This window comes from Paraburkholderia sp. BR13444, from assembly GCF_040948755.1.
Lineage (GTDB): Bacteria > Pseudomonadota > Gammaproteobacteria > Burkholderiales > Burkholderiaceae > Paraburkholderia > Paraburkholderia youngii.
This window is the reverse complement of sequence record NZ_JBFPKM010000001.1, coordinates 421343-444084: the sequence shown is the minus strand read 5'-3', so window position 1 is coordinate 444084 and position 22742 is coordinate 421343. Positions and strand designations below refer to the sequence as shown.

The following is a 22742-nucleotide window of genomic DNA, read 5'->3' as shown; positions in this document are numbered from 1 at the left end:
GTCGACCACTTCGGCGGGGCTTTCCAGCGCAAACGGAACGAATGGAACGAATGGAACGAACGGAACGAATGAAACGAACGAATGTCAGTTCGCGACCTCGATCTCGCCGTCGACGAGCCACGCGGCGATGTCGGTCACGCGATACCACCGGCGGCCGCTCAGCACGCGCACCGGCCGGATCGGTCCGGTGCCTTCCCAGTACCAGCGACTTACCGTGGCAATCGAGACGCGCAGCGCACGGGCCGTCCCCCGTTCACAGAGCTCGTCGAACAACGAGTCGTAGTCGAAACCTTCGCGCATGGCCCATGCACGCAAGGTCGCGGCGACTTCGTCGATCCTCTCGTGGCGGGTCGGGCGGTCGTTCATTTTCTATTTCGGGTCTTGCCACGAAATCGAATTGCCGCGATCGAAAGTCGAGCGGATCGCACAGAGAAACCCGGTCATTGATTCGCGTTGGACCTTTTCGACGGCCATGCAGTGATCCCATGCGTCGCGGTCAATGAGTGCCGTTATTGCCTCGCGTACGCGCTCGCGCAACGCGCGCGGGTCCATCGCGTCAAGCTCCACGCATAGCGGCCCGTAATGTTCGCGAAACCACCGATAGCGCGGATCACCCGCTTTCGCATCCGCATTAAACTCCGGCAGACCAGAAGTGTCGCTTGCGGTGAGTGCGATCCTGTTCAGCGATACATTGCGCGCTCCGTACCGGTCGAGCCGTCCGGGCAGATCGACTTCCGACATATGCATGCCGGACGGATCGTAATCGCCGATGTAGAGCAAATGCGTCGGCCGGCCGGCGTCCGCGATGTCGTCGGCGATGTCATGCACGGTCGTCGCCGATCCATAGCCGTGCAGCACGCGAAAGGTCACACCCAGCTCGTTGAGCACGGGCGCGATGGTGCCGCGCACGGTGCCCTTTTCGGACAGGATTTCGACGCGGCGCGGTTGATCGTTCCAGTAGTCGAGCCGGTAGCCCCGCACGGCGGCCTCCCATATCTGCCTGGGGTTGTCCCACTGGTCCGCGCGTTCGGGGCGGCGCGTTTCGTCGACGATCCATTGCCACTCGATTTCGCCGCGCTCGCGGGCACGCGCGAGCAGGTCTGACACCCGGTTCGTGTGCGACTTTCCCATGCTCGCGAGCAGTCCGGCCGTGAAGAGCCGGTAGCAGACCGCGCGCACGGTCGCGGGTTGAATCTCGGCGAGGATTTCGATCGCCGCGTCGAGCCGTTCACGCGTTGCGTGATGCATTCCACGTCCCATGTCGAGCTCCGCAAGGTTCGTTTAGCTCGCCGCGTACCGTGCCGCCGGGGACGGCTTCACGTCGCATTCCTTCGCACGCGTACCGCGATCCGGTCGAGAATCGGTACTCGCGCTTTCCTGCTGCGGGTCATCCTTTTGCATGTCGTCGGCTCCTTGTCGGTCATACGGTCGTCGAGTCCTTCGCCGTGCCACGAGCGCGAGGCCCGCAACTCGTCGCCGGCGGCCTTGCATTGCGCCGCGATCAGGCGTTTTTCGAAGTACCGGACGTTCGGCAACAAATCCGAAAGCGGCCCGCAAACGGCGCGCGTCAAGACGGCGGCGCGGTCTTCCTTCGGCCAATGTTCGAGCGCGCTCAACGTCTCGATCAGTTCGAGCAGTTCAGACCGCATCCGGCGCAAATGGTCGGCGTCGAGATACGGTCCCCACGGCAAATACGGCGCGCCCGATTTCGATATCAGCGCGCCTTTGCAGTCGTCCGGAATTAATTCGGCTCGCGTGCGCGGATTTGATCTTTCAGGCGTTAGTGGTCCACAACCGCTTTTTTTTTAACGGCAACGTTCGAAGGGGGAGCGGCTTTCCCTCGTACGTTGCTTTTCTCCGGCGCAAGCGAACCGCACGCGTCCGGGTCGGGCGCGGACGCTCCAGGTTTACCGAACCATTCTTGTTTTCTATTCGGGTCAATGTAGGGTTGACCACTCGGCGGTCCGAAATTGACCACTCGGTTTTTGTCGAGTGATAACTCTCTGTTGACCACTCGCGGTTCTTCAGTCGTCAACGTATGGTTGACCAGTTCAAATTCGGCAGTGGTCAATCCAGTGTTTACCACTTCGGCGTTTTGAGTGGTCAATTCCGAGTTGACCACTTGAAGCCGTTCATAGTGCAAACGCAAGCGACGGATACGACTTCCCTTTTGCGGCGGGTCGATAAATTCCAGCAATCCGTTTTTCGCGAATTCGTTCAGGAGATTCAGCACGACCGGGCGACTAATGCGCGTAATTGCCGCGAGCCTCCGCGTTCCGGGAAAACAAAGCCGGTCGGTATCCATGTGTTCGATCAACGCGCTATACAGGGCAATGCGGCGCGTATCGGATAACGGGTGCGCGCGAAGACATAGCAACGCCACGCGCTGCGCCTTCAACGTCGAATAGTTCGGAATGTCGTCAGCCACGGCTTGCCCCTTCCGCGACCGACACGCGCGAGACCGCGAGCCGGAGGCGCTCGTGCTCGGTCAACGTGATCGAGCCGCGCTGCAAAATCGCGCCGGCGATCAACAGCACTTCGAGCAATTCCAGGTTAATCGCGCCGAGCACCTGTACGGCGTTAAAACGGCGCCTGATCGGCTTCGATGCGTGTACACCGTCGACGTGCGGCGGAAAGAGGTCGGCGAGGTCGACGCCCACGGCCGCGGCGATGTCGGCGACGGCGCATCCATTCCGAAAGCAGTGCAACAGCACCGTACCCTCCGCCGTCTCCGTCAGCGCGAGCACCGCCTTGTGCGATTCGCACACCGGACAGCGCGCCCGCCAGCGGCCCGAGCCGCACCCGCGCACACCTTCGAGCTTGTCGAGGAGTGCGGCGACAGTCATGGCTGTTTTTCGCCGCTTTGGACCGCAAGCGCGGCATCGATGAGCTTCAACGCTTCGGCCGCGCGCTCGCGCATGGAGAGCAACCGATTTTTTGCTGCGCCATTGAGCGCGCGCACGGTGCGCGCCTCCTGCCATTCGCGCGCGGCCTCGTGCGTGATTAGAACGCGGCGCCCGACTTGAACAACATCCGGGCCGCGACCGTCGCGGCGCATGCGGAAGAGGTTTGCGCGGTCGATGTGATAGCGCTCGCAGAATTCCGCAAGGGTCATTACGGGCGACGTGCTCTCGGCGTCCGTCGTGTCAGGTTGCATTTTTGGCCCCCTCGTGTGCCCCAGCAAGCACCATTAAGGCGCGGAAGTGGTATCAGTGCAACCGGGTTTTGAGCGGTCGAACGAGCCGGTGTGCCTATCCCGCGAACAGGTGTGCTCGCGCCCTGAACACAAAGGTTCCCGTTTCGTTGCGCGCTCACGTAATGGCGGCGCGAAAACCAGTTGCTACGCGGACTGGGACGGACGGGGACGGACGGGGACGGACTTGCGAATGAGGGGAACGGGTGGGGGCAGCGGCGCACAGATGTTTCGTTTTAACGTGCCCGGGTGCCGCCGGTTTATTGAAGTGGTATTGCGAGACTAAGGGTAATTACCTATATTTCGGTGGTCAGTTTCGCGCCCTTGTGCTTCGCCTTTTCGCGGCGCGGTGCGTTGAACGCCTGTTCGACGGCGTCGTGAAGGTGATCGGGCGACAGGTGCGCATACCGCAACACGGTCTTGATGTCGCTATGCCCGAGCAGCGCGCGCACGCGGTTCAGGTCAACGCCCGCCGCGACAAGGCGGCTCGCGTAGTCATGTCTTGCGTCATGAAAACGGAAGTTCGTGATTTCCGCCGCCGCAAGCAACGCATCCCACGCGTTGCCGAAGTCGGTCAGCGGCGCATCGGTGTCCCGGTTGCCGAACACGTAGGTTCGATGCGCGAGCGGTCGCCATGCCGCGAAGCATTCGAAAAGTTCGTCGGTTACGGGCACGTCACGGCGTTCGTCATCCTTGGTCGTGCCGCGCCGGACGTGGATTGTCCGAAGGTCCAGGTCAACGTCGGACCATTCGAGCGCCAACAGTTCGCCCTTGCGCAAGCCGCTATTGAGCGCACACACGACCAGCGGCTGAAGGTGATCGGTGTAGCGGACATTCCGCAGCGACGGCGGCGGCGTGAGTTTGCGCATGCGGCGGTGCGCGATGGTCCGGTGTCGTGCGTCGCGGTTCGCTTCCTCACGGGCATCCATTGCCCGATACAGGCGTTCGCGTTCGTCGGCGGACAGGTAGCGAACGACAACGTCTGCCTTGCCGTTGCGCTTAACCTTGCGGGCCGGGTTGTCGCTGATGTGTTCGGCGTCGGTCGCCACGCGAAGCAAGCCTTGCAATGCGTGCAACTTGTTCGCGATGGTCTTCGCCTTGACGCCGGTCTTCGCAACCCGCGACTTCCAGCCCTCGATAAGCCAAGGTGTCAGTTCATCAAGCGGGCGGTCGAGAAATTCAGGGAACGACGACCGGATGACGGCGGCGTTCGCCGTGCTGATGCCGTTCGCTTGCAAATAGGCGGTGTAATCGCCGTCAAGGAATGCGGCGAGGGTCGGACAACCGCGCGCGCGCCGTGTGCTTTCGACGCGCCGCCGCTTCTTTTCTTCGATGGTCGCGGCGGTGTCGCTGATGGTCGGGGTCTGTTCCAGTTCCGCTTTCGCGGCGTCGCGCGCGGCTCCTGGATTCATTTCAGGATAGCTGCCGACGCGCTTTCGTCCGAACGTACCGTCCGGGCGGCGGAAGCGAACGGTAAACTGGATCGATCCGGCCGGCGTCACGCGCACACCAAAGCCTTTCAGCGTGGCGTCGCTGTAATCCTGAAACTTTCCGGACGGGACAAGGGTGCGAACAAAATCACGGGTGATCTCGACGCGGCTTGAGGCTTTGGGCATGGCTTCGACTCATTTGGGCACAATTTGGGCAATCCCCGCCAGCAACAGCGGGCAACATCCTGCAACAACGAAACCAAACTATAAGCCTAAGTCGCTGATTTTTAAACGGTATGCAACACCCTGCAACATCCGGCAACATCCTTCGACAGGTTAAATCGGGCTCATAACCCGAAGGTCGTAGGTTCAAATCCTACCCCCGCAACCACAACGAAATCATTGAAGGGTTACAACGCATTGGCGTGTAACCCTTTTTAGTTTTTGTGGCCACGATCTGACGAGCCCATTCGAAAATCGACTGTCAAGCGTGTCAGACGCGGCGGCGCTCGCCGCATCGAACCTCCCATCGCGCACTCCCCGCCGGCGCCTCAGTAATCGCCCGCCCGGGTGATAAACTCCTATCACCCTTTCTCGTCCCCTTTCCAATGAAATTCTGTTCTGTCTGCGGCCACGGCGTCAGTCTGAGCATTCCGCCGGGCGACAATCGCGAGCGCTTCGTATGCAGCAGTTGCGGCACCGTGCATTATCAGAATCCGCGTAACGTGGTCGGCACCGTTCCCGTGTGGGACGACAAAGTGCTGCTGTGCCGCCGCGCGATCGAGCCGCGCTACGGTTACTGGACGCTGCCCGCCGGCTTCATGGAAATGGGAGAAACGACTGCCGAAGCGGCCTCGCGCGAAACGCTCGAGGAAGCCGGCGCGCGCGTCGAGGTGCAGAACCTGTTTTCGCTGCTGAACGTGCCGCACGTGCATCAGGTGCATCTGTTCTACATGGCGCGGCTGCTCGATCTCGACATTGCCGCCGGCGAAGAAAGCCTCGAAGTGAAGCTGTTCGAGGAGCACGAGATTCCGTGGGACGAGATCGCGTTTCCAACCGTCGGCCAGACGCTGCGCTTTTTTTTCGCCGACCGCGCGGCCGGCAGTTTCGGCCTGCATACCGGCGACATCTTCCGCTCCCTGCGCGAAGGTTGAGCGGCGCGCATGGTTCCCTGGCTCGGAGCTGACGATCCGTTTCCGCCCGTCGAGCGCGCGCTCGGCGCCGCGAGCGGCGCGCCCGGTCTGCTCGCAGCAAGCGGCGATCTACTGCCGTCGCGCCTGATCGACGCTTATCGGCGCGGCATTTTCCCGTGGTATTCGGACGGCCAGCCGGTGTTGTGGTGGAGCCCCGATCCGCGCATGATCCTGCGCCCCGCCGAATTCAAGCTGTCGCCGTCGCTGCGCAAGACGCTCAAGCGGATGTTGCGCGACGACGCGTGGGAAATCCGCGTCGATCAGGATTTCGCCGCCGTGATGCGCGCCTGCGCGCAGGCGCCGCGCCGCGGCCAGCGCGGCACGTGGATCACCGCCGACGTCGTCGAAGCCTATTCGTCGCTGCATCGCCTCGGCGACGCGCACAGCATCGAAACCTGGTTCGAGGGCAAGCGTGTAGCGGGCTTGTATGGCGTGTCGCTCGGCCGGATGTTCTTCGGCGAATCGATGTATACCGACGTCACCGACGGCTCGAAAATGGCGCTGGCCGCGCTGGTCGGGCACTTGCGACGTCACGAAATAGAAATGATAGACTGCCAGCAGAACACGTCGCATCTGGCGTCGCTCGGCGGCCGCGAGATAGCGCGCAAGGCGTTCGTCGCGCATGTTCGCGCGTCTGTCGGCGCACCGGCCATTCCTTGGCGCTTCGACAAGACCGCCCTGCTCGAAATCCTCGTGCGCGCGGCGTAGGAAAAATCAGGCCGAATCCGGGTCCGCCGCCCATCGAATCGCGGCATCAACCGCCAGGCGCGCCGGGTTTGCATTACCAGAGACGCTTCGAGAGCTGCCAACGTGACTCATCCCAACGAGCTGCCTCTTTCGCCGCTTTCCGCGCTGCAATTTTATGCAACGGCGCCCTATCCCTGCAGTTACCTGGACGGCCGCATCGCGCGCTCGCAGGTCGCCACACCCAGTCACCTGATCAATTCGGACGTCTACACGGATCTCGTCAAGGCCGGCTTCCGGCGCTCGGGCGTGTTCACCTACCGTCCGTATTGCGACGGCTGCCGCGCATGCGTGCCGGTGCGCGTGCCGGTCGAGCGTTTTCAGCCGAACCGCACTCAGCGGCGTGTGTGGAGAAAGCACGGCGACCTGATCGCGACCGTCGCGCCGCTGCATTACGACGAGGAGCATTACGCGCTGTATATGCGCTATCAGTCGGCGCGCCACGCAGGCGGCGGCATGGATCGCGACAGCCGCGATCAGTACGAGCAGTTCCTGCTGCAAAGCCGGATCAACTCGCGGCTCGTCGAGTTTCGCGAGCCGGCGCCGCTGCGTCCCGATGGACGGCCCGATCCGCGCCCCGAAGCACAGGGCGCGCTGCGCATGATCAGCATGATCGATATCCTCGGCGACGGCTTGTCGTCGGTCTACACGTTCTTCGAGCCGAACCTGCCGCACGCGAGCTTCGGCACCTACAACATCTACTGGCAGATCGAGCAGGCGCGCAGCCTGAGCCTGCCGTACGTGTATCTCGGCTACTGGATTCGCGAAAGCCCGAAAATGGCGTACAAGGCGAATTTCCGGCCGCTCGAAGGCTTGATCGACGGCGAGTGGCGCGTGCTCGATCCGGCAAGCATCGACTTTCCGCCGGTCGATCTGCCGATGCATGGACGACGCGGTCCGCTCAGGCCGTAGCCGAAGCGCCGTCCGCCGAGTCGTCGCCGGGCCCTGCTCGCCGCCAGCAACGCCCTACCAGTCTCATCAAAGCCCAAAGCCGGTAAAATAGCGGGTTCCCATTTTCCGGCCGTCCGGCTTCATCCCGTGTTCAGTTCCCTTTATCCGCTCGTTCGCGCCCAACTCTTTCGCATGGACGCGGAAGACGCTCACCATCTGACTTTGCGCATGCTCGGCGCTGCCGGCCGCACCGGCCTCGCCGGCGCGCTCGCCGCGCGCGTGCCGGATTCGCCGCGCACCGTGATGGGCCTCACGTTCCGCAACCCGGTCGGACTCGCGGCCGGCCTCGACAAGGACGGCGCGTGCATCGACGGTCTGGCGGCGCTCGGCTTCGGCTTCATCGAAGTGGGCACCGTGACGCCGCGCGCGCAGCCGGGCAATCCGCGCCCGCGCATGTTCCGGCTGCCGCAAGCGCACGCGGTGATCAACCGGATGGGCTTCAACAACGCCGGCGTCGACCAGTTCGTGAAGAACGTCCAGACCGCGCGCTATCGCGGCATCCTCGGTCTGAACATCGGCAAGAACGCCGACACGCCGATCGAGCGCGCCGCTGAAGACTACCTGTACTGCCTCGAGCGCGTGTACCCGTTCGCGAGCTACGTGACGGTCAACATCTCGTCGCCAAATACGAAGAACCTGCGCCAGCTGCAAGGCGCCGACGAACTCGACGCGCTGCTCGCCGCGCTGAAGGACAAGCAGCAACGGCTCGCCGACATGCACGGCAAGCTCGTGCCGCTCGCCCTGAAGATCGCTCCGGACCTCGACGACGAGCAGATCAAGTCGATCGCCGACACCTTGCTGCGCCACCAATTCGAAGGCGTAATCGCGACCAACACGACGCTGTCGCGCGCTGCCGTCACCGGCATGCCGCATGCGGACGAAGCCGGCGGCCTGTCGGGCAAGCCGGTGTTCGACGCGTCGAACGAAGTGATCCGCAAGCTGCGCGCCGAAGTCGGCGACGCGGTACCGATCATCGGCGTCGGCGGGATCTTCTCGGGGGAAGACGCACGAGCGAAGCTCGCGGCCGGCGCGTCACTGGTGCAGCTTTATACTGGGTTCATCTACCGCGGTCCGGCGCTCGTCGCCGAATGCGCGCAGGCGCTGCGCTAAGCATCCGCACCGGCGGTGCATATAGACATAAACAAACGGTATTTAGATTGCGATAGTCTCGTTTGCTATGCTCTCGACCGTCAAAACGTCAGACGTACAAAGGAACACGATGAAATTTGGCCTGCTGAAGAAACTCCTCGCCACCGCGCTGATCGGCGCGTCGTTGACCGCCGTCGCCGCGCACGCGGAAGACCTGCTCGACCAGGTCAAGCAGCGCGGCACGCTGCGCGTCGGTCTCGAAGGCACCTTCCCGCCGTTCAACTCGAAAGCGCCGTCGGGCGAGCTGGTCGGTTATGACGTCGACATCGCCAAGGCCGTCGCGGCCAAGCTCGGCGTGAAGCCGGTGTTCGTCACGACCGAATGGAGCGGCATCATCGCCGGTCTGCAGGCGGGCAAGTTCGATGTGATCGTCAACCAGGTCGGCATCACCGACGCGCGCAAGCAGACCCTCGACTTCTCGCCGGCGTACACGTACTCGGCCGCGCAACTGATCCAGCGCAAAGACGACACGCGCCAGTTCGCGTCGCTCGAAGACCTGAAGGGCAAGAAGCTCGGCGTCGGTCTCGGCACGAACTACATGGACATGGCGAAGTCGGTGCCCGGCATCGACGTGAAGACCTATCCGGGCGCGCCCGAATACCTGCGCGACCTGGCCGCCGGCCGGCTCGACGCCGCGTTGAACGACCGTCTGATGCTCGCGTACCTGCTGAAGAACTCGAACCTGCCGCTGCGCACCGGCGCGAACGTCGGCCCGGGCAACCCGTCGGGCATTCCGTTCCGGAAGGGCAACCCGCAGTTCGCAAAGGCGATCGACGATGCGATGACCCAGCTCGAAGCGGACGGCACCTTCACGAAGATCTCGGACAAATGGTTCGGCATCGACGTCAGCAAGCCGATCAAGTAACACCCGTGTAGTCAAACTAAGGGCGGCATCGATTACGATGCCGCCCTTCGCGTTTATGCGGCCCGCGCGGGGCTTGGGACCCGAACCGCGCGTCACGTATACCCCGAGCCGCATTGCGCGACCCGCGCCTGAACGCGCGCCAAAGTTTATGATGTGCGCTTTGTGCGTCAATAAGAACACTACCCATGTCCATCACATCCCTGCTGCTCCAATCGCTGCCGGTACTCGCACAAGGCGCCTTGCTGACGATCAAGTTCGCGATCCTGTCGATGATCTTCGGCTTGATCGGCGGCGCCGTGCTCGCACTGATGGGGATCAGCCACAGCCGGCCGCTGAACTGGATCGCACGCGTTTATGTGAGCGTGATGCGCGGCACGCCGCTGCTGGTGCAGATCTTCGTGATTTACTACGGTCTGCCGAGCTTCGGCATCTCGCTCGAACCGACGCCGGCCGGCGTGATCGCGCTGTCGGCGAACGTCGCCGCCTATCTGTCCGAGAGCATGCGCGGCGCGATTCTGGGCATTCACCAGGGCCAGTGGCTCGCGTCGTACAGCCTTGGGCTGTCACGGCGCCAGACGCTGCGCTACGTGATCGCGCCGCAGGCGCTGCGCATCGCGGTGCCGAGTCTGTCGAACAGCCTGATCAGCCTGGTCAAGGACACCTCGCTCGTGTCCGTGATCACGGTGACCGAGTTGCTGCGCAGCGCGCAGGAAATGATCGCGTCCACGTATCAGCCGCTGCCGCTTTATCTGGCCGCCGCGGCCGTGTACTGGGTGCTGTGCCAGGTGCTCGAGTGGGCGCAGCGCTGGTACGAGCGGCGACTGTCGCTGCCGACGCGGCACTGAGCGCCGCGCACTCCTTTCTTTGCCCTGGCGGCTCATTCGCCAGCGAACTTCAGCCCCAACGCCGCGCGCGCCGCGTCGGCCATCGCGATCATCTGTCGCGACGTGTCGTGCGGCATCAGCGGACTCTGCAGCACACCCGCGCGAATCAGCTCGCAAAAGTGCGCGGTCTCGTAGTTCAAACCACCGCCTTCGAACGGTTCGTCGAGTTCGAGGACGCGGCCGTCCGCGTAACGGATGCTCGCGCGCGACGGGTTCCACCACGGCTCGTGCAGCGTCACGTGACCGCCTTTGGCCATCAGCAGCGCATCGCCCTTGCCATGCAGATCGAGCCCGCAGAATAGCTGCGCGATGCCGCCGCGCTCGTGCTGGCTGTTCAGACTCGCGAACGTATCCACGCCGGTGGCGCCGAGCCGGCCGAAGGTCTGCACGTCGCATGGTGCGCCGAGCCAATCCACCGCAAGAAACATCTCGTAGATGCCGATATCGAGCAGCGCGCCGCCCGCGTGCTCGAACGACAGCGACGGATGATCGGCCGGCACGCCAGGCACCGAACAGCCCGCGCGCACGAGGCCGACCTCGCCGATCGGATCGGCCGCGAGGTGCTCGCGCAACCTTCTGTAAAGCGGGTAGAACGGCGGCTTCATCGCTTCCATGAAGAGCCGTTGCGAAGCGCGCGCGGTCTCGAGCACGCGCTCGAGCTGCGCACGATTGATACACGCGGGTTTCTCGCACAGCACGTGCAACCCGGCTTGCAACGCGGCGATCGCATAGTCGGCGTGGCTGTCCTGCAGCGTCGCGATATAGAGCGCGTCGATGCCGCTCGCGAGCAGCGTATCGAAACTGTCGCAAACGGTACCGCCGAATTCATCGGCGAACGCCTGAGCCGGTTCCACGCGACGCGACCACAGCGCGGCGAGCCGCGCGCGCGGCACGAAGGCGAGACCTTGCGCAAAGCGGCGCGCAATCCGGCCAGTGCCGACGATCCCCCAACGGATCTCACGCGATGAAGTGGTGTCCTGCGTTGCCTGATTGGTCGGTTGGGCGGTGGCTGCCTGCGGTGCCGCTGTCGTGTCTGTCATCGTTGTGCGAGGGTCCATGCGGTTCGGAACAGCCGCTATTGTCGCCGATGCCGTTTGAGAATGCGGCGAACCCGGCCAATCCGAACCATGCGACATCGCAGCGGCGCACCGACCTTCGACACCCGCGCCGCCGCTGTCGCGGCCAGGCACTCAAGCAACCAGGCTCAAACCGACGCTCAAACCGAGGCTCAAACCCGCGCCGGCGGCTCTGCGGAAAACCGGCCGCCGATCTCCTCGGCCGAGTAATCGATCATCGCCAGCGAGGCGATCTCGGCCTCCTTCGGATCGCGCCGCTCGATCGCTTCGACGACGCGCTGATGCGACGCGATCGCGCCCTCCCACACCCCGGTCCGGTCATGCACGAGCGGGGTGACGGTCGACAGCGCGCCGCGAATGATCGCGGCCATCTGCTTGAAGAACTGGTTGCCGCTCGCGATCACGATACGCGTGTGAAACAGCTCGTCGGCTTCCTGATAGGCGGGCTCCCCCGGACGGATCACGCGAAACGCCTCGAACGCCTCGCGAATCGCCGCGACATCCGCGGCACTGCCGCGTGCGGCCGCCTGCGCCGCAGCGCGCGGTTCGATCAGGATGCGAAACTCGATCACGTCACGCAGAAACATCGGATCGGGCTTCGCGCGAAAACGCCAGTTGACGACGTCCTCGTCGATCATGCGCCAGTCGCTCATGGGCCGGATGCGCGTGCCGATCTTCGGGCGCACGTCGAGCATGTCGCGCGCGAGCAGCATCGATAGCGCCTCGCGCATCACGGTGCGGCTCACATCGAATTCCTTCGACAGCACATCCTGCGGCGGCAGAATCGCGCCGTACTTTTCCTCGACGATGCCGCTGACGAGCCCGTCCATCACTTTGCTCACCAGCGAGCGATCCTTGTTTGCGTGTTCCATGACATATCCCCGAAGCGGTGTTGACCCCGCGTGGCCTGTTAATGAAGGGCCCGTACGTATCTGCTATGCAAATAGGATCGTTTTCCGATACGTTGCTAGCTTCGAAACGGATGCGCCAGTTGGGACACTTCCTGACAGGGTTATCCCTCTGAAGATTTGTTTCGTTCGTGTAACGCAATCTGTTCCGCCAGGCTCAAAGCTCGCCCGTCAAAGCGTGCCTGCGTTACCCGGTTTAATTAGTGCGCATTCGCACGTTGGCGTGACGAAATTGTCTGATTTGCACGGACGTGGTCCGGCGATTGCGTGCTCGGGCGAACCAACATGCGATGGCAATCGCATCACGCCGAATCCTCGTTCGACGCGCTCGCCGCCACCGACGCATAGCGGCCGCCGAAAAACAGCAGCGGCGCGTGCTCGTCGAGCGAGAACACCAGCACTTCGCCGACGAACAGCGTATGGTCGCCGCACGGATGGCGGTCGACCACGCGCGCGGCGAAGCGCGCGGCCGCGTGCTCGAGCAGCACGACGCCGGCAAGGCCGTCGACCGCCGCGAAGCACGGTGCGCAAGTCGGCGCGAGGCGGCTTTGCGCCTCGCCCGCGAAATGGCGGCTGTGCGACTCCTGCGCCTCCGACAGCACGCTGACGCCGAATAGCTCGGCTTCCATCAGCCGCGCATGCATGCGCGCACGATGCCCGACCGACACGACGATCAGCGGCGGCTTCAGCGACCCCGACATGAACGCGTTGGCGGTCATCGCGTGAAGACTGTCGCCGCTGCCGGTCGAGATCACCACCACGCCGGTTGCGAAGCGCCCGAGCGCATGACGAAAGCGCCGCTCGTCGAATGACGGCGACCGCGCGTCATCGGCTGGCTTGTCGGCTTGACCTCCATTGACGCGCATGGGCGCGCCGACGTCCGGCCAGCCCTCGCCGAGCGGTACCGTCACGCCGAGAAGACGCGCGTCGGTACCGATGCGCTCCATCACCGCATGGTCGACCGAGTCGGACGGACACGCGGCGAACGCGTCGCGCGCGAGATGCACCGCGCCGGCATCGTCGATGCTCGCTCCCGCGAATGCGTCCTTGCAGGCCGCCGCGATCAGCGGACGGCACAAGCCGATCGCGTCGAGCCATACCGACGCGCGCACCACGAACATGCCGCAGTTCCACCAGTACTCGCCCGCTGCGTAGTAGCGCTCGGCAAGCTCGGCATCGGGCTTCTCGACAAAGCGCCCGATCGTCCGTGCGCCCCGGTTGCCCAAGGGCGCGTCGGTGCGGATATAGCTGTAGCCGATCGCCGCGCGCTGCGGTGGCAACCCGAACGCGACGATCGCGCCGCGCGAGGCATGTGCGAGCGCCTCGGTGAGCGCCGCACCGAATGCAGTGTGATCGGCGCCCGGATGATCGGTGGGCAGCACGACCAGGATCGGATCGTCGCCAGCCACAGCCGACGCGCGCGCGGCGAGCGCCGCGACGCTCAGCGCCGGCGCGGTGTTGCGCACCATCGGTTCGAGCAGCAAGCGCGCAGGCTTGCGGTACCGCCGCTCGACTCGCTCTAGCGCAGGCAGCCGCGGTTCGTCGCGGCAGACCACCAGCGGCGCGGCGGACAGCGTGGTACGGGCCGCGTCGTGCGCGGCCGAGTCGAATGCATCGTCGAGCCAACGCAGCGTCTCTTCGAGTAGCGAGCGGTCGTCCATCGGACCGGCCAGTTGCTTCGAATTACGTTCGCGCGACAGCGGCCACGGCCTCGTACCGGAGTCGCCCACGAGAATCACCGGTTGCACGGTCAGTTCGTGAAGCGCGGCGGCGGCTCGAGCCCCCGGCGCCAGCGGATTACCTGGCTCTACTATTCGGTTCATTTGCGATCCTCTCGAATCCAACTCCTGTTCACCGGCCGGCATGACGCCAGCAGGTGCCTCGTGGTCGCAATCGTTTCTGGTCGTACGCGCGTGCCCCTCTGTCCGCCGCGTGTTCCCCTATGCTTCTCCGAACGGACGCAACGCCCCCGGGCCGCGATGCTCATCGTGTTCCGGGTGCTGCCTGTGCAGTTCGCCGTCGAGCGCGGTGCTGTCGGGCTGACGCAGCTTCGTGAAGCCGCCGCGATAGACGTTCTCGACGTAGGACATGATGTTTTCCTGCGCCACCGACGACAGGATCGCGTGATCGGTGTGCTTGCAAAAGGCCACGTGAATGCGCGTGAAGCGCGCGAGCCGCGTGCCGCGCGCACCGAAGTAGCGCTCGAGCTCTTCGACGCCTTCGTCGAGCACACCGAACACCAGGTGCGTGTCGACGCCCCGCGCATCGAGGTTGGCGAACAGATGCCGCTCATCCCGCGCGCCGAGTTCGAGGCCGCACAACCGCTCGATCCGGTCGGCCAGCGTTTCGCCGGTCTTCGCGAGCTGCCGTACCACCAGCTCGCGCACGAGGCCCCAGCCGCCCGTCTTGCCCTTGAGCACGCGCAGCCATTTGCCCGGCTGCTTCATCGAGCGCATGTAGTTGCGCGTCGAGCCGAACGCGGACACCGGGATCATCGGCTTGCCGTGTTCGTCGCAGACGTTGTGCCATCTGAACTTCTGTACGTTGACGATCACCGCGCCCACCACCGCGGGTTCGCGGGCCGCGGCATGCAGGCCGGTATAGGCGCCCGAGCAGATGCCGACCGGCACCGCGCCCGCATGACCGCGCGCGACGAGCCAGCGCGCTGCGCATGCGGCGTCGGCGGCGCTCGATTGCGAGTACAGCGCGTCGAGACTCAGCGTGTCGCACGACGGCATGCTGTCGCCGACACCGCCGACGTCGATGCGCAGCGAAGCGATCCCCTGGCGGGCAAGACGCCGCGCGAAATGCACGCCGAAACGGCCGTTGCCGATCCGCGACACCGCGCCGGTATTGAGCAGCAGCACCGCCGGCGCGTGCGCCGCCGCGGCGCCGTCGGGCCGGCAGTAGATGCCGAACACCTTGCCGTCGTTCAGCCATACCGGCGTCTCGTGCAGCGTCGGCGCGACATAATGGCCGCCCGCCGGCTCTTCGCCTCGCTCGGGCACGCGCGCTACCGCGTGGCTGGTTCGCGTGCTGCCCGCGAGCAGCCAGTTCTCGATGGTCTCGAACGCGGCGTGCGGTATTTCGCTTTCGAGCGGCTCCATCATGAAGCGGCTGTATTCGTCGAACGGGTGAAGCTCGAGCTCGACGCCATGTTCACTGTAATGCGCGGCGAGCGCGCCGGTGCGCACGGGGTTCAGTGAATCGAGCAGCAGCACGCGCGCGGCCGGCCGGCTCGTCGCGCGATACAGATCCGCCGCGTGCAGGCTCTCGAGCGTGTCGCGATACATGCGGAAGCCGTATGCTTCGACGAACTCGTCGGTATCGGGCTCGACCACGCAATCCATCGCGGCCGGATCGTTCAACCATTGCCGGTAATGCGCGCGCAATTCGCGCTGATAAGTGTTGCCCGACAGCACCGGCGACATCAGCACGAGACCGTGCACGTCGCCGAGTTCCTGCGCGGCAAGCGCGGCCAGCATGCCGCCAAGACGCAGACCGCACAAGCTGACCCGCTCGACACCGGTCGCCGCGCGCAGCTGCGCGACCGCCTGTTTGACGCTGTCGATCCACGCGCGCCACAGGCCGGCGTCGGTCGGATCGCCGGCCGAATCGCCGCTCGCCGGGTAGTCGAAGCGCAGCACCGGTATGCCGCGGGCGGCGAGGCGCTCGGCGAGCCGGCGCATGCCGCGATACGTGCACAGCGTGTCATAGCCAAACGGGGAACACATCACAACGCCATCCGGGCCGTGGGCTGAATGCAACCAGCCGAAGTTGCCGTCGAAGACGATGGGTCTCACTGTCCGCTCCTTACGTTTTCTTCCTTTTCATGCGATTACAACAAAGGCGCTGTCGCCCATATGTGCGTCCCTCCACATTGGTTTGGGCTCCGAATCGAGCAGGGCTCGCGTGTGTGTCGATGAGCATGCTGTGCAGTGCAGCATGCCCCGCGCAGGGACCGAAACGCGGCTGATCGCGTCGTTCATGCGCTGTATTGAATGCCGGCGGCTGCGGTGCGCGTGCCGCGAGCATCAGGTGAAGGAGAAGGTGCGGGCGCGCCCGCGCGCGACGCCAAGGCTCGTGGCCAACCACCACGCGACCCTATGACCATTGCCATTTAACTCCCTACGATCGCGGCCATCTGTACGGCCACCCACACAGTCACGCGGCGCCTGGGGGCAAGATGCAAGACCTGCGACGGCGCCGACGGGAAAGTCATACGATAGGCTCGCCCGTCACCGGCCGGACAAGGGACCATGGAACGAAGCATCGTCAGGAACATCTTCATCAACTTTGCCGGAGCCGTCGCGCCGACCTTCGTGTCCCTCGTGACCGTGCCGGCCTACATTCATCTGCTGGGCGCCGAGCGCTATGGGGTGATCAATCTGGTGTGGGCGCTGATCGGCTACTTCAGCGTCCTCGATCTGGGCACCAGCCTCGCGACGGAAAACCAGATCGCCAAGGCGCGCGCGACCAACGACGATTCGATCGAACCGATTTTCTGGAGTGCGTGGTTCATGAATTTCGGCACCGGCATCATCGGCGGGGCGCTGATTTATGCCGGCACCATCGTCTACATCAACTACGGCGTGAAAATCGAGCCAGCGTTCCAGCGTGAAGTGATGGCGAGCCTGCCGTGGATCGCGGTGGCGGTGCCGATCGCGAACGTCACCTGGGTATTCGCGGGCGCGATTACCGGCGTCGAATGCTTCGCGAGCTACAACATCAACCAGATGCTCGGCACCGCGCTGTTCCAGCTGCTGCCGATCGCGGCGATCTTCTGCTTTTCGCCGTCGCTGGCATTCGTGATTCCGGCCGCGGTGATCGCGCGCTTCATCGCCGGCCTGATGCTCGGCGTGGCCGCCATTCGCGCGCTCGGCATTCGCCGGATGCGGGTGCCGCAATGGCGCCTGATGATCGGGCTGTTCCGATACGGCCGTTGGCTGCTGATGTTTTCCGGCGCCAACATGATTGCCTCGACCCTCGACCGCGTGTTCGTCGGCGGACTGCTCGGCGCGCGCTTCGTCACGTACTACGCGACACCGCAAAACCTGATCAATCGATTGAACCTGCTGCCGCTCGCGATGGTGCGCACGCTCTTTCCGCGTCTGTCGGCCGCGTCACGCGAGGATGCGGACGCGCTCGCGCACCACGCGCTCGCGTTTCTCAATGGCGCTTTTACGCCGTGCGTGATCGTCGCGCTGTTCGCCTTGAAGCCGTTCCTGCTGCTGTGGCTCGGTCCGCAGCTTGCCGCCTCGGCGCCGGTCGCGAGCGTGCTGATCGTCGGCGTGTGGCTGAGCGGCCAGTCGAGCATCCTCGGCAGCCTGTTGCAGGCGCAGACCCATCCCGCGGCGGTAGCAAGCGTCAGCTGGCTTCAGTTGCCGCTCTTCACCGGCGCGTTGTGGTGCGGCATCCACTGGTTCGGCATCATGGGCGCGGCGGTCGTCGTCGTGCTGAAGGCGCTGTTCGATTACTCGGTGTTGCTCGCCTTCTCACGGCTGCATGCGTGGACGATCGTGCGCAACATGCTCGCGCATCTGGCGTTTCTGCTCGTCGCGCTCGCGCTCGCGGATTCGATCAACGCGCTGCTGCTGGCGATCGTCGCTGCCCTCGCGTTGAGCGCAGCGAACTTCGGCATATCGCTGCGCGGGTCCAGCGAATTGCGCGCCGCGCTTTACCGGCTCTGGCTGCGTCTCGTGCCGTCGTCCGGACGGGCACGAGGCTGAGCCCCGGCATCACAACAGTTCGAACGTGTTGGCGAACGATGCGCCGGCGCGCTCGCGCCGCCGCTGCCCGAAGCGCGCCTGAGCGCCACGCACCTGACGCGTGAGACCGATGTACGGCATTCCGTGTTCGAGGTATGGCCCCTCCGTTTTGCGAAAGCCGAACTGCTCGTAGAACCCGCGCAAGCCAAGCGGCGCACTCACGCGCGTGGCGCGGCCAGGCCAGCGTTCGGCGACCGCTTCGAGCACGCGCTCGATCAGCATCTCGGCGGTACCGTCGCCGCGCCGCAGCGGACTCGTCAGCACCTTGTCGATCGTCACTTCCGGATCTTCCGAATCGCCGGGCTGCACCCGCGCATAGGCGAGCACAGGCATTGGACGTGCCATGTCGTCGACCGCGAACACATGCAAAGCGTGCTCGTCGCGACCGTCCGCGTCGAGGCACACATGTGACTGCTCGACGACGAATACCGCACTGCGCGCACGCAGCACGACATACAACTCCCGTGCAGATAGCTGATCGAACTCCAGCGTTTTCCAGTTCATCACGCCCCCGGCGGTCAAAATACCTGGCGAAACCGGCGATGCCTGCCGTGCGCGACGGCCGGCCGATCCATGACGGTCCCTCATCATCGACTACACGGTAGCCTGCGCGAAAGACGTGCTTCCGTGCGCCATCGCACTGACGCTCGGGGTTGCCGATTCTTAAATACGAGCCAATGAAGCGCAGTCTCACCACGTGCCCCGGTATCGCAGATGGCTTCACACAGCCCGCCTGCATCACCGCACCGCACCATCGCGCACACACACTGCGGCCTTCGCACCGCACGAACCTACCTACGAAAATCAGGCGCCCACGATCATTCGATCCCGGCACCCATCGGCAGACCTTTGACCATAAGGGGGAGCACTGCATGAAAACTGCATTGAGACGCATCCTTTCAGAATCCGCACGCCTGGATGTCCCGGTGGAAAACCTCGCCGACGACGCCGACCTCTATGCTGCCGGACTCTCATCGCTCGCGACCGTGCATCTGATGCTTGCCATGGAAGACGAATTCAACGTCGAAATTCCTGACCGTATGCTGACGCGCCGCCTGTTCTCGAGCATCGACTCGATGGCCGCCGCGATGACGGAGTTGCTGCAGGCCAAGGCGGCAGCATGACCGCGCCGCTGCTGGATCAGGCCGCCGCAGCGGCCTGCGGGGCGGCCGCGAACTCGACTACCGACGCACGGACCGGCGCTGGCGAGAGCCCCGCCACCGGGGCGCTGACCGCGCTCGACAGCGGTCCCGAATGGCGTGCTGCAGCGCATCGGTGCGCGGCGATCGCCGCGCAATACGCGGACGCTGTCGACCATGACGCGCGCTTTCCGGTCGAGGCGTTCGCCGCGCTGAAGGCCGAGCGTTTGTTATCGGCGATGGTGCCGACCGCCTACGGTGGCGCGGGCCTGTCGCTTGCCGATATCGGCGCGATCTGCGAAACGCTCGCCCAGGGCTGTGCATCGACGGCGATGATCTATGCGATGCATCAGATTCAGGTCGCGTGCATCGACTCTCATCGCGGCAATTCGGCCTGGCAAGCGAGCCTGCTCGCGCAACTTGCCGAGCAGCAATGGCTGCTCGCGTCGGCGACATCGGAAGAGACGATCGGCGGCAACATGCGTACGAGCGCGTGCTCGGTCGAGCTCGATGGCGCGCGTTTCCGGATCGAGAAGCTGGCACCGACGATCTCGTACGGCGCGCACGCCGACGGCATCCTCGTGACCGCGCGGCGCACCGCCGAAGCGGCCGCGTCCGACCAGGTGCTGATCGTCGCGCTGCGCGCCGAAACGCAGCTCGAGCGACGCGGCGGTTGGGACGCGATGGGCATGCGCGGCACCTGCAGCGAGGGCTTCCGGCTCGTCGCGACGGGACTCGCCGAACAGATTCTTGCGACGCCGTTCGCCGACATCGCCGATCAGACCATGCTGCCCGTGTCGCACACGCTGTGGGCGTCGGTGTGGACCGGCATCGCGATCGACGCGGTCAATCGAGCGAAAGCGTTCTTCCGCGCGCAGGCGCGCGCGAAGCCCGGCACCATGCCGCCGGCGGGCCTGCGGCTAGCCGAAGCCGTCGGGCTGCTGCAGATGATGCAGGCGCGTCTGTCGGTTGCACTGGAGGCCGCGCGCGCCGCGCATCAGGCGCGCGACGGCGCGATTGAGGCGGACGCCCCGCTCGCGGCGATGCTCGGTTTCGCGTCGGACATGAACACGCTGAAGACCAGCATTTCGAGCACCGCGCTGCAGGTCGTACAGGAAGTGCTGATGATCTGCGGCATGGCGGGCTACAAGAACGGCACACCTTATAGCGTCGGCCGCCATCTGCGCGACCTGCACTCGGCGCCCTTGATGATCAATAACGACCGTATCGCGCAGAACACCGCGAGTCTGCTGCTCGCGCAACGTCCTGCCGCGCCGGGGAGACCCTGAATGAAGCTGATGACCGATACCGCCGTTGCTGCCACTGCCGCGGCGGCCTCCACCACCGACGTGGGGCCTTCGCTCACGCTGCGCGACGAGATGCTGGCAGCCGGCCTGCTGATCGACACCGGCGAAAACGGACTGTACGGCCGCAGCCAGATTTTCGAGGACGTGATCGATCGATTGAACGTGGCGATTACGCATCTCGGCAAAGATCAGCAAGCCGAAGTACTGCGTTTTCCGCCCGCGATGCGCCGCACCGACTTCGAGGACAGCGAGTACCTGAAGAGCTTTCCGAATCTCGCGGGCACCATCCATGCGTTCTGCGGCGACGACATGGGCCATCACCGTCTGCTGCGCGCGCTCGACGAGGCGATGGCCGACAGCGACGACGACCGCGGCGACGGGTGGCTAGCGCAACAGAAACCGACCCGCGTCGTGCTGACGCCGGCCGCCTGCTATCCGATCTATCCGGTGATGGCGCGGCGCGGCGCCCTGCCCGCCGGCGGCCGCACGATCGACGTGCTGTCGTACTGCTTCCGCCATGAGCCGTCGCTCGATCCGGGCCGGATGCAAATGTTCCGTCAACGCGAATACGTGCGTCTCGGCAGCCCCGAGCAGGTGATGGCGTTCCGGCAGATGTGGATCGAGCGCGGCTCGTTGCTCGTGAAGCTGCTGGGCTTGCCCGTCGAAGTCGATCTTGCGAACGATCCGTTCTTCGGCCGCGGCGGCAAGATCGTCGCCGATAGCCAGCGCGCGCAGGCGCTCAAGTTCGAGTTGCTGATCGCGGTCGCCGATCCGCGCGGCAAGACGGCCTGCCTGTCGTTCAACTATCACATGGACCACTTCGGTGCGATCTGGAAGATCGCCTGCGACGACGGCACGACCGCGCATACGGGATGTGTCGGCTTCGGCATGGAACGCATCACGCTCGCGCTGTTCCGTCATCATGGGCTCGACGTCGACGCGTGGCCCGACGACGTGCGCGCGCTGCTGTGGGGCGATACCGGGAGCCGTGTCGCGGATGCGCTGCAGGCGGCGCAATCTATGCAAACCGCAGCCGTCGCCGGAGAGCGCGCATGAACTCATCGCCGACTTCGGCGCTTGCCGGCTCGCTCGCCAACTCGTCGCTGCCGCGACGCGCAGGCGATCCGCCGACGCATCAGGCGACCCATGCGGCGCCGCGTGCCGGCACGCAGTTGCGCGAGCACGTAGCGCACGCACTGCATCAGGGCGAACGCGTGTGGCAGGAGACCAACTGCTACGTCGATCTGTGGATCGAGCTGCTGCACGGCTTCGGGCTCGACCCGCGCGCGGCGCTCGCGTTCACGGTCACGCAGGACTTCGAAGGCGATCAGTTCACGTTCTTCAAGTTTCCGCTCGATGATCTCGAACGGCTGTATGGCACTAAGGTGCAGGAGCTCGCGATCTACGATTCGCTCGAAGAACGCGTGCTCGCGCAGACCTTGCGCGGCCACACCGTGCTGGTCGAAGTCGACGGCTACTACCTGCCCGATACGCGCGCGACCTCGTATCGCAGCGAGCATCCGAAGACCACGATCGGCATCGACTTCGTCGATACCGCCGCGCGCCGCCTCGGCTATTTCCACAACACCGGTTACCACCAGCTCGAAGGCGACGACTACGACGGCGTGTTTCGCAAGCTGCCGCATTTCACCGGCCAGCCCGATCTGCTGTTTCCGTACGTCGAGTTCGCCAAGCAGGCGCGGCCCGCGCTCGAAGGCACCGCGCTCGCGGAGGCGTCGGCGGAACTGCTGTGCGCGCATCTGGAGCGGCGTCCATTGAGCAATCCGATTTCGCAATGGCGTGCCGCGTTTCCCGCGCATCTCGATACGCTGTTCGAGCGCGACGAGGCGTACTTCCATTTGTACTCGTTCAATCTGATGCGGCAGCTCGGTGCGAACTTCGAGTTTCTGTCGAAGTATCTGCAGTGGCTGTGCGCGCAAGGCTTCGAGATGCCGCCGACGATACCGGCCGCCGCGCAGCGCATCGCGTCGGAATCGATGGTGATGCAGTTCCGGCTGATTCGCGCGCTCGCGCGGGGACGCCGCGATAGCTGCGAAGACTGCTTCGACGTGCTTGAAAGCGCCTATGAACAAACGCTGCCGCCGCTAGCCGCTCTGGTGCGCTAATGCGTTGAT

23 protein-coding genes and 1 pseudogene are annotated in these 22742 nt (G+C 64.7%); 11 read left to right on the top strand and 13 right to left on the bottom strand.

Going from position 1 to position 22742, the window contains the following annotated elements; all coding sequences use genetic code 11:
• Window positions 1–84: 84 nt before the first annotated feature.
• The 7 genes from AB3X95_RS01915 to AB3X95_RS01885 all read right to left on the bottom strand — a co-directional run bounded on the left by AB3X95_RS01915 (window position 85) and on the right by AB3X95_RS01885 (window position 4809).
• Complete coding sequence (locus AB3X95_RS01915; RefSeq protein WP_368620540.1) at window positions 85–366, bottom strand: hypothetical protein; 282 nt, start codon at window positions 364–366, stop codon at window positions 85–87.
• 3 nt (window positions 367–369) lie between these two features.
• Entirely contained in the window at window positions 370–1260 is an 891-nt protein-coding gene (locus AB3X95_RS01910) for a hypothetical protein (RefSeq protein WP_368620539.1), read from the bottom strand.
• A 56-nt stretch (window positions 1261–1316) separates the two neighbouring features.
• Window positions 1317–1649, bottom strand: coding sequence for a hypothetical protein (locus tag AB3X95_RS01905; protein ID WP_368620538.1), 333 nt, complete (start codon window positions 1647–1649; stop codon window positions 1317–1319).
• 131 nt (window positions 1650–1780) lie between these two features.
• On the bottom strand, window positions 1781–2428 hold the full coding sequence (locus AB3X95_RS01900) for a hypothetical protein (protein ID WP_368620537.1): 648 nt from the start codon (window positions 2426–2428) through the stop codon (window positions 1781–1783).
• Window positions 2421–2846, bottom strand: coding sequence for a DNA primase (locus AB3X95_RS01895; RefSeq protein WP_368620536.1), 426 nt, complete (start codon window positions 2844–2846; stop codon window positions 2421–2423). Before AB3X95_RS01895 ends, AB3X95_RS01900 begins: the two co-directional genes overlap by 8 nt.
• Entirely contained in the window at window positions 2843–3058 is a 216-nt protein-coding gene (locus AB3X95_RS01890) for a hypothetical protein (RefSeq protein WP_368620535.1), read from the bottom strand. The genes AB3X95_RS01895 and AB3X95_RS01890 overlap by 4 nt, the downstream gene beginning before the upstream one ends.
• Before the next feature lie 431 nt (window positions 3059–3489).
• Window positions 3490–4809, bottom strand: coding sequence for a tyrosine-type recombinase/integrase (locus tag AB3X95_RS01885; RefSeq protein WP_368620534.1), 1320 nt, complete (start codon window positions 4807–4809; stop codon window positions 3490–3492).
• Window positions 4810–5231: 422 nt separating this feature from the next.
• On the opposite strand from AB3X95_RS01885, the gene AB3X95_RS01880 reads away from it, so the two are divergent.
• From AB3X95_RS01880 to AB3X95_RS01855, 6 genes are all read left to right on the top strand, one after another.
• Window positions 5232–5777, top strand: a complete 546-nt coding sequence (locus AB3X95_RS01880; RefSeq protein WP_018432136.1) for an NUDIX hydrolase — start codon at window positions 5232–5234, stop codon at window positions 5775–5777.
• Window positions 5778–5786: 9 nt separating this feature from the next.
• The gene (gene aat, locus AB3X95_RS01875; RefSeq protein WP_176119951.1) at window positions 5787–6524 is read left to right on the top strand and encodes a leucyl/phenylalanyl-tRNA--protein transferase; all 738 of its coding nucleotides are present in this window, start codon (window positions 5787–5789) and stop codon (window positions 6522–6524) included.
• Between the two features lie 102 nt (window positions 6525–6626).
• Window positions 6627–7472 carry an arginyltransferase gene (locus AB3X95_RS01870; protein ID WP_368620533.1) on the top strand — a complete coding sequence of 282 codons (846 nt, stop codon included), beginning with the start codon at window positions 6627–6629 and terminating at the stop codon, window positions 7470–7472.
• Between the two features lie 126 nt (window positions 7473–7598).
• Entirely contained in the window at window positions 7599–8621 is a 1023-nt protein-coding gene (locus AB3X95_RS01865) for a quinone-dependent dihydroorotate dehydrogenase (RefSeq protein WP_368620532.1), read from the top strand.
• 109 nt (window positions 8622–8730) lie between these two features.
• Window positions 8731–9525: a cystine ABC transporter substrate-binding protein gene (locus AB3X95_RS01860; RefSeq protein ID WP_184225780.1), complete on the top strand. Its 795-nt coding sequence runs from the start codon at window positions 8731–8733 to the stop codon at window positions 9523–9525.
• 185 nt (window positions 9526–9710) lie between these two features.
• The gene (locus AB3X95_RS01855; protein WP_176108727.1) at window positions 9711–10370 is read left to right on the top strand and encodes an amino acid ABC transporter permease; all 660 of its coding nucleotides are present in this window, start codon (window positions 9711–9713) and stop codon (window positions 10368–10370) included.
• 32 nt (window positions 10371–10402) lie between these two features.
• Here the strand turns inward: AB3X95_RS01855 and AB3X95_RS01850 are convergent, their stop codons facing one another.
• From AB3X95_RS01850 to AB3X95_RS01830, 5 genes and pseudogenes are all read right to left on the bottom strand, one after another.
• Window positions 10403–11449 carry a Gfo/Idh/MocA family protein gene (locus AB3X95_RS01850; RefSeq protein WP_368620531.1) on the bottom strand — a complete coding sequence of 349 codons (1047 nt, stop codon included), beginning with the start codon at window positions 11447–11449 and terminating at the stop codon, window positions 10403–10405.
• Between the two features lie 188 nt (window positions 11450–11637).
• Entirely contained in the window at window positions 11638–12357 is a 720-nt protein-coding gene (locus tag AB3X95_RS01845; RefSeq protein WP_176119954.1) for a FadR/GntR family transcriptional regulator, read from the bottom strand.
• Window positions 12358–12695: 338 nt separating this feature from the next.
• Window positions 12696–13259 carry a flavin reductase family protein gene (locus tag AB3X95_RS01840; protein WP_176120116.1) on the bottom strand — a complete coding sequence of 188 codons (564 nt, stop codon included), beginning with the start codon at window positions 13257–13259 and terminating at the stop codon, window positions 12696–12698.
• Between the two features lie 15 nt (window positions 13260–13274).
• A pseudogene (locus AB3X95_RS01835) lies at window positions 13275–14216 on the bottom strand (sugar phosphate nucleotidyltransferase); the annotation flags it as partial.
• A gap of 117 nt (window positions 14217–14333) precedes the next feature.
• Window positions 14334–16196 carry an alpha/beta fold hydrolase gene (locus AB3X95_RS01830; RefSeq protein ID WP_368620530.1) on the bottom strand — a complete coding sequence of 621 codons (1863 nt, stop codon included), beginning with the start codon at window positions 16194–16196 and terminating at the stop codon, window positions 14334–14336.
• Window positions 16197–16652: 456 nt separating this feature from the next.
• On the opposite strand from AB3X95_RS01830, the gene AB3X95_RS01825 reads away from it, so the two are divergent.
• Window positions 16653–18122, top strand: a complete 1470-nt coding sequence (locus AB3X95_RS01825; protein WP_368620529.1) for an oligosaccharide flippase family protein — start codon at window positions 16653–16655, stop codon at window positions 18120–18122.
• Between the two features lie 9 nt (window positions 18123–18131).
• Here the strand turns inward: AB3X95_RS01825 and AB3X95_RS01820 are convergent, their stop codons facing one another.
• On the bottom strand, window positions 18132–18665 hold the full coding sequence (locus AB3X95_RS01820; protein ID WP_176108731.1) for a GNAT family N-acetyltransferase: 534 nt from the start codon (window positions 18663–18665) through the stop codon (window positions 18132–18134).
• Window positions 18666–19033: 368 nt separating this feature from the next.
• On the opposite strand from AB3X95_RS01820, the gene AB3X95_RS01815 reads away from it, so the two are divergent.
• Genes AB3X95_RS01815 through AB3X95_RS01800 form a run of 4 tightly spaced genes read left to right on the top strand, consistent with a single transcriptional unit; the run spans window position 19034 to window position 22733 of the window.
• Window positions 19034–19285, top strand: a complete 252-nt coding sequence (locus tag AB3X95_RS01815) for an acyl carrier protein (protein ID WP_176119958.1) — start codon at window positions 19034–19036, stop codon at window positions 19283–19285.
• The gene (locus AB3X95_RS01810; protein WP_368620528.1) at window positions 19282–20589 is read left to right on the top strand and encodes an acyl-CoA dehydrogenase family protein; all 1308 of its coding nucleotides are present in this window, start codon (window positions 19282–19284) and stop codon (window positions 20587–20589) included. Before AB3X95_RS01815 ends, AB3X95_RS01810 begins: the two co-directional genes overlap by 4 nt.
• Window positions 20590–21663 (top strand): amino acid--[acyl-carrier-protein] ligase, encoded by a 1074-nt coding sequence (locus tag AB3X95_RS01805; RefSeq protein ID WP_368620527.1) that lies wholly within the window; start codon window positions 20590–20592, stop codon window positions 21661–21663.
• The gene (locus AB3X95_RS01800; RefSeq protein WP_368620526.1) at window positions 21660–22733 is read left to right on the top strand and encodes a DUF1839 family protein; all 1074 of its coding nucleotides are present in this window, start codon (window positions 21660–21662) and stop codon (window positions 22731–22733) included. Before AB3X95_RS01805 ends, AB3X95_RS01800 begins: the two co-directional genes overlap by 4 nt.
• Window positions 22734–22742 lie beyond the last annotated feature (9 nt).

Bases quoted from the DNA above. Each gene is read 5' to 3' on its own strand.
- AB3X95_RS01905 (WP_368620538.1), bottom strand. From the start codon at position 1,649: ATGCGGTCTGAACTGCTCGAACTGATCGAGACGTTGAGCGCGCTCGAA.
- AB3X95_RS01895 (WP_368620536.1), bottom strand. From the start codon at position 2,846: ATGACTGTCGCCGCACTCCTCGACAAGCTCGAAGGTGTGCGCGGGTGC.
- AB3X95_RS01880 (WP_018432136.1), top strand. From the start codon at position 5,232: ATGAAATTCTGTTCTGTCTGCGGCCACGGCGTCAGTCTGAGCATTCCG.
- AB3X95_RS01825 (WP_368620529.1), top strand. From the start codon at position 16,653: ATGGAACGAAGCATCGTCAGGAACATCTTCATCAACTTTGCCGGAGCC.
- AB3X95_RS01800 (WP_368620526.1), top strand. From the start codon at position 21,660: ATGAACTCATCGCCGACTTCGGCGCTTGCCGGCTCGCTCGCCAACTCG.
- AB3X95_RS01815 (WP_176119958.1), top strand. From the start codon at position 19,034: ATGAAAACTGCATTGAGACGCATCCTTTCAGAATCCGCACGCCTGGAT.
- AB3X95_RS01840 (WP_176120116.1), bottom strand. From the start codon at position 13,259: ATGCGCGTCAATGGAGGTCAAGCCGACAAGCCAGCCGATGACGCGCGG.
- AB3X95_RS01845 (WP_176119954.1), bottom strand. From the start codon at position 12,357: ATGGAACACGCAAACAAGGATCGCTCGCTGGTGAGCAAAGTGATGGAC.
- AB3X95_RS01890 (WP_368620535.1), bottom strand. From the start codon at position 3,058: ATGCGCCGCGACGGTCGCGGCCCGGATGTTGTTCAAGTCGGGCGCCGC.
- aat (WP_176119951.1), top strand. From the start codon at position 5,787: ATGGTTCCCTGGCTCGGAGCTGACGATCCGTTTCCGCCCGTCGAGCGC.
- AB3X95_RS01805 (WP_368620527.1), top strand. From the start codon at position 20,590: ATGAAGCTGATGACCGATACCGCCGTTGCTGCCACTGCCGCGGCGGCC.
- AB3X95_RS01910 (WP_368620539.1), bottom strand. From the start codon at position 1,260: ATGGGACGTGGAATGCATCACGCAACGCGTGAACGGCTCGACGCGGCG.
- AB3X95_RS01820 (WP_176108731.1), bottom strand. From the start codon at position 18,665: ATGAACTGGAAAACGCTGGAGTTCGATCAGCTATCTGCACGGGAGTTG.
- AB3X95_RS01860 (WP_184225780.1), top strand. From the start codon at position 8,731: ATGAAATTTGGCCTGCTGAAGAAACTCCTCGCCACCGCGCTGATCGGC.
- AB3X95_RS01915 (WP_368620540.1), bottom strand. From the start codon at position 366: ATGAACGACCGCCCGACCCGCCACGAGAGGATCGACGAAGTCGCCGCG.
- AB3X95_RS01885 (WP_368620534.1), bottom strand. From the start codon at position 4,809: ATGCCCAAAGCCTCAAGCCGCGTCGAGATCACCCGTGATTTTGTTCGC.
- AB3X95_RS01850 (WP_368620531.1), bottom strand. From the start codon at position 11,449: ATGACAGACACGACAGCGGCACCGCAGGCAGCCACCGCCCAACCGACC.
- AB3X95_RS01855 (WP_176108727.1), top strand. From the start codon at position 9,711: ATGTCCATCACATCCCTGCTGCTCCAATCGCTGCCGGTACTCGCACAA.
- AB3X95_RS01810 (WP_368620528.1), top strand. From the start codon at position 19,282: ATGACCGCGCCGCTGCTGGATCAGGCCGCCGCAGCGGCCTGCGGGGCG.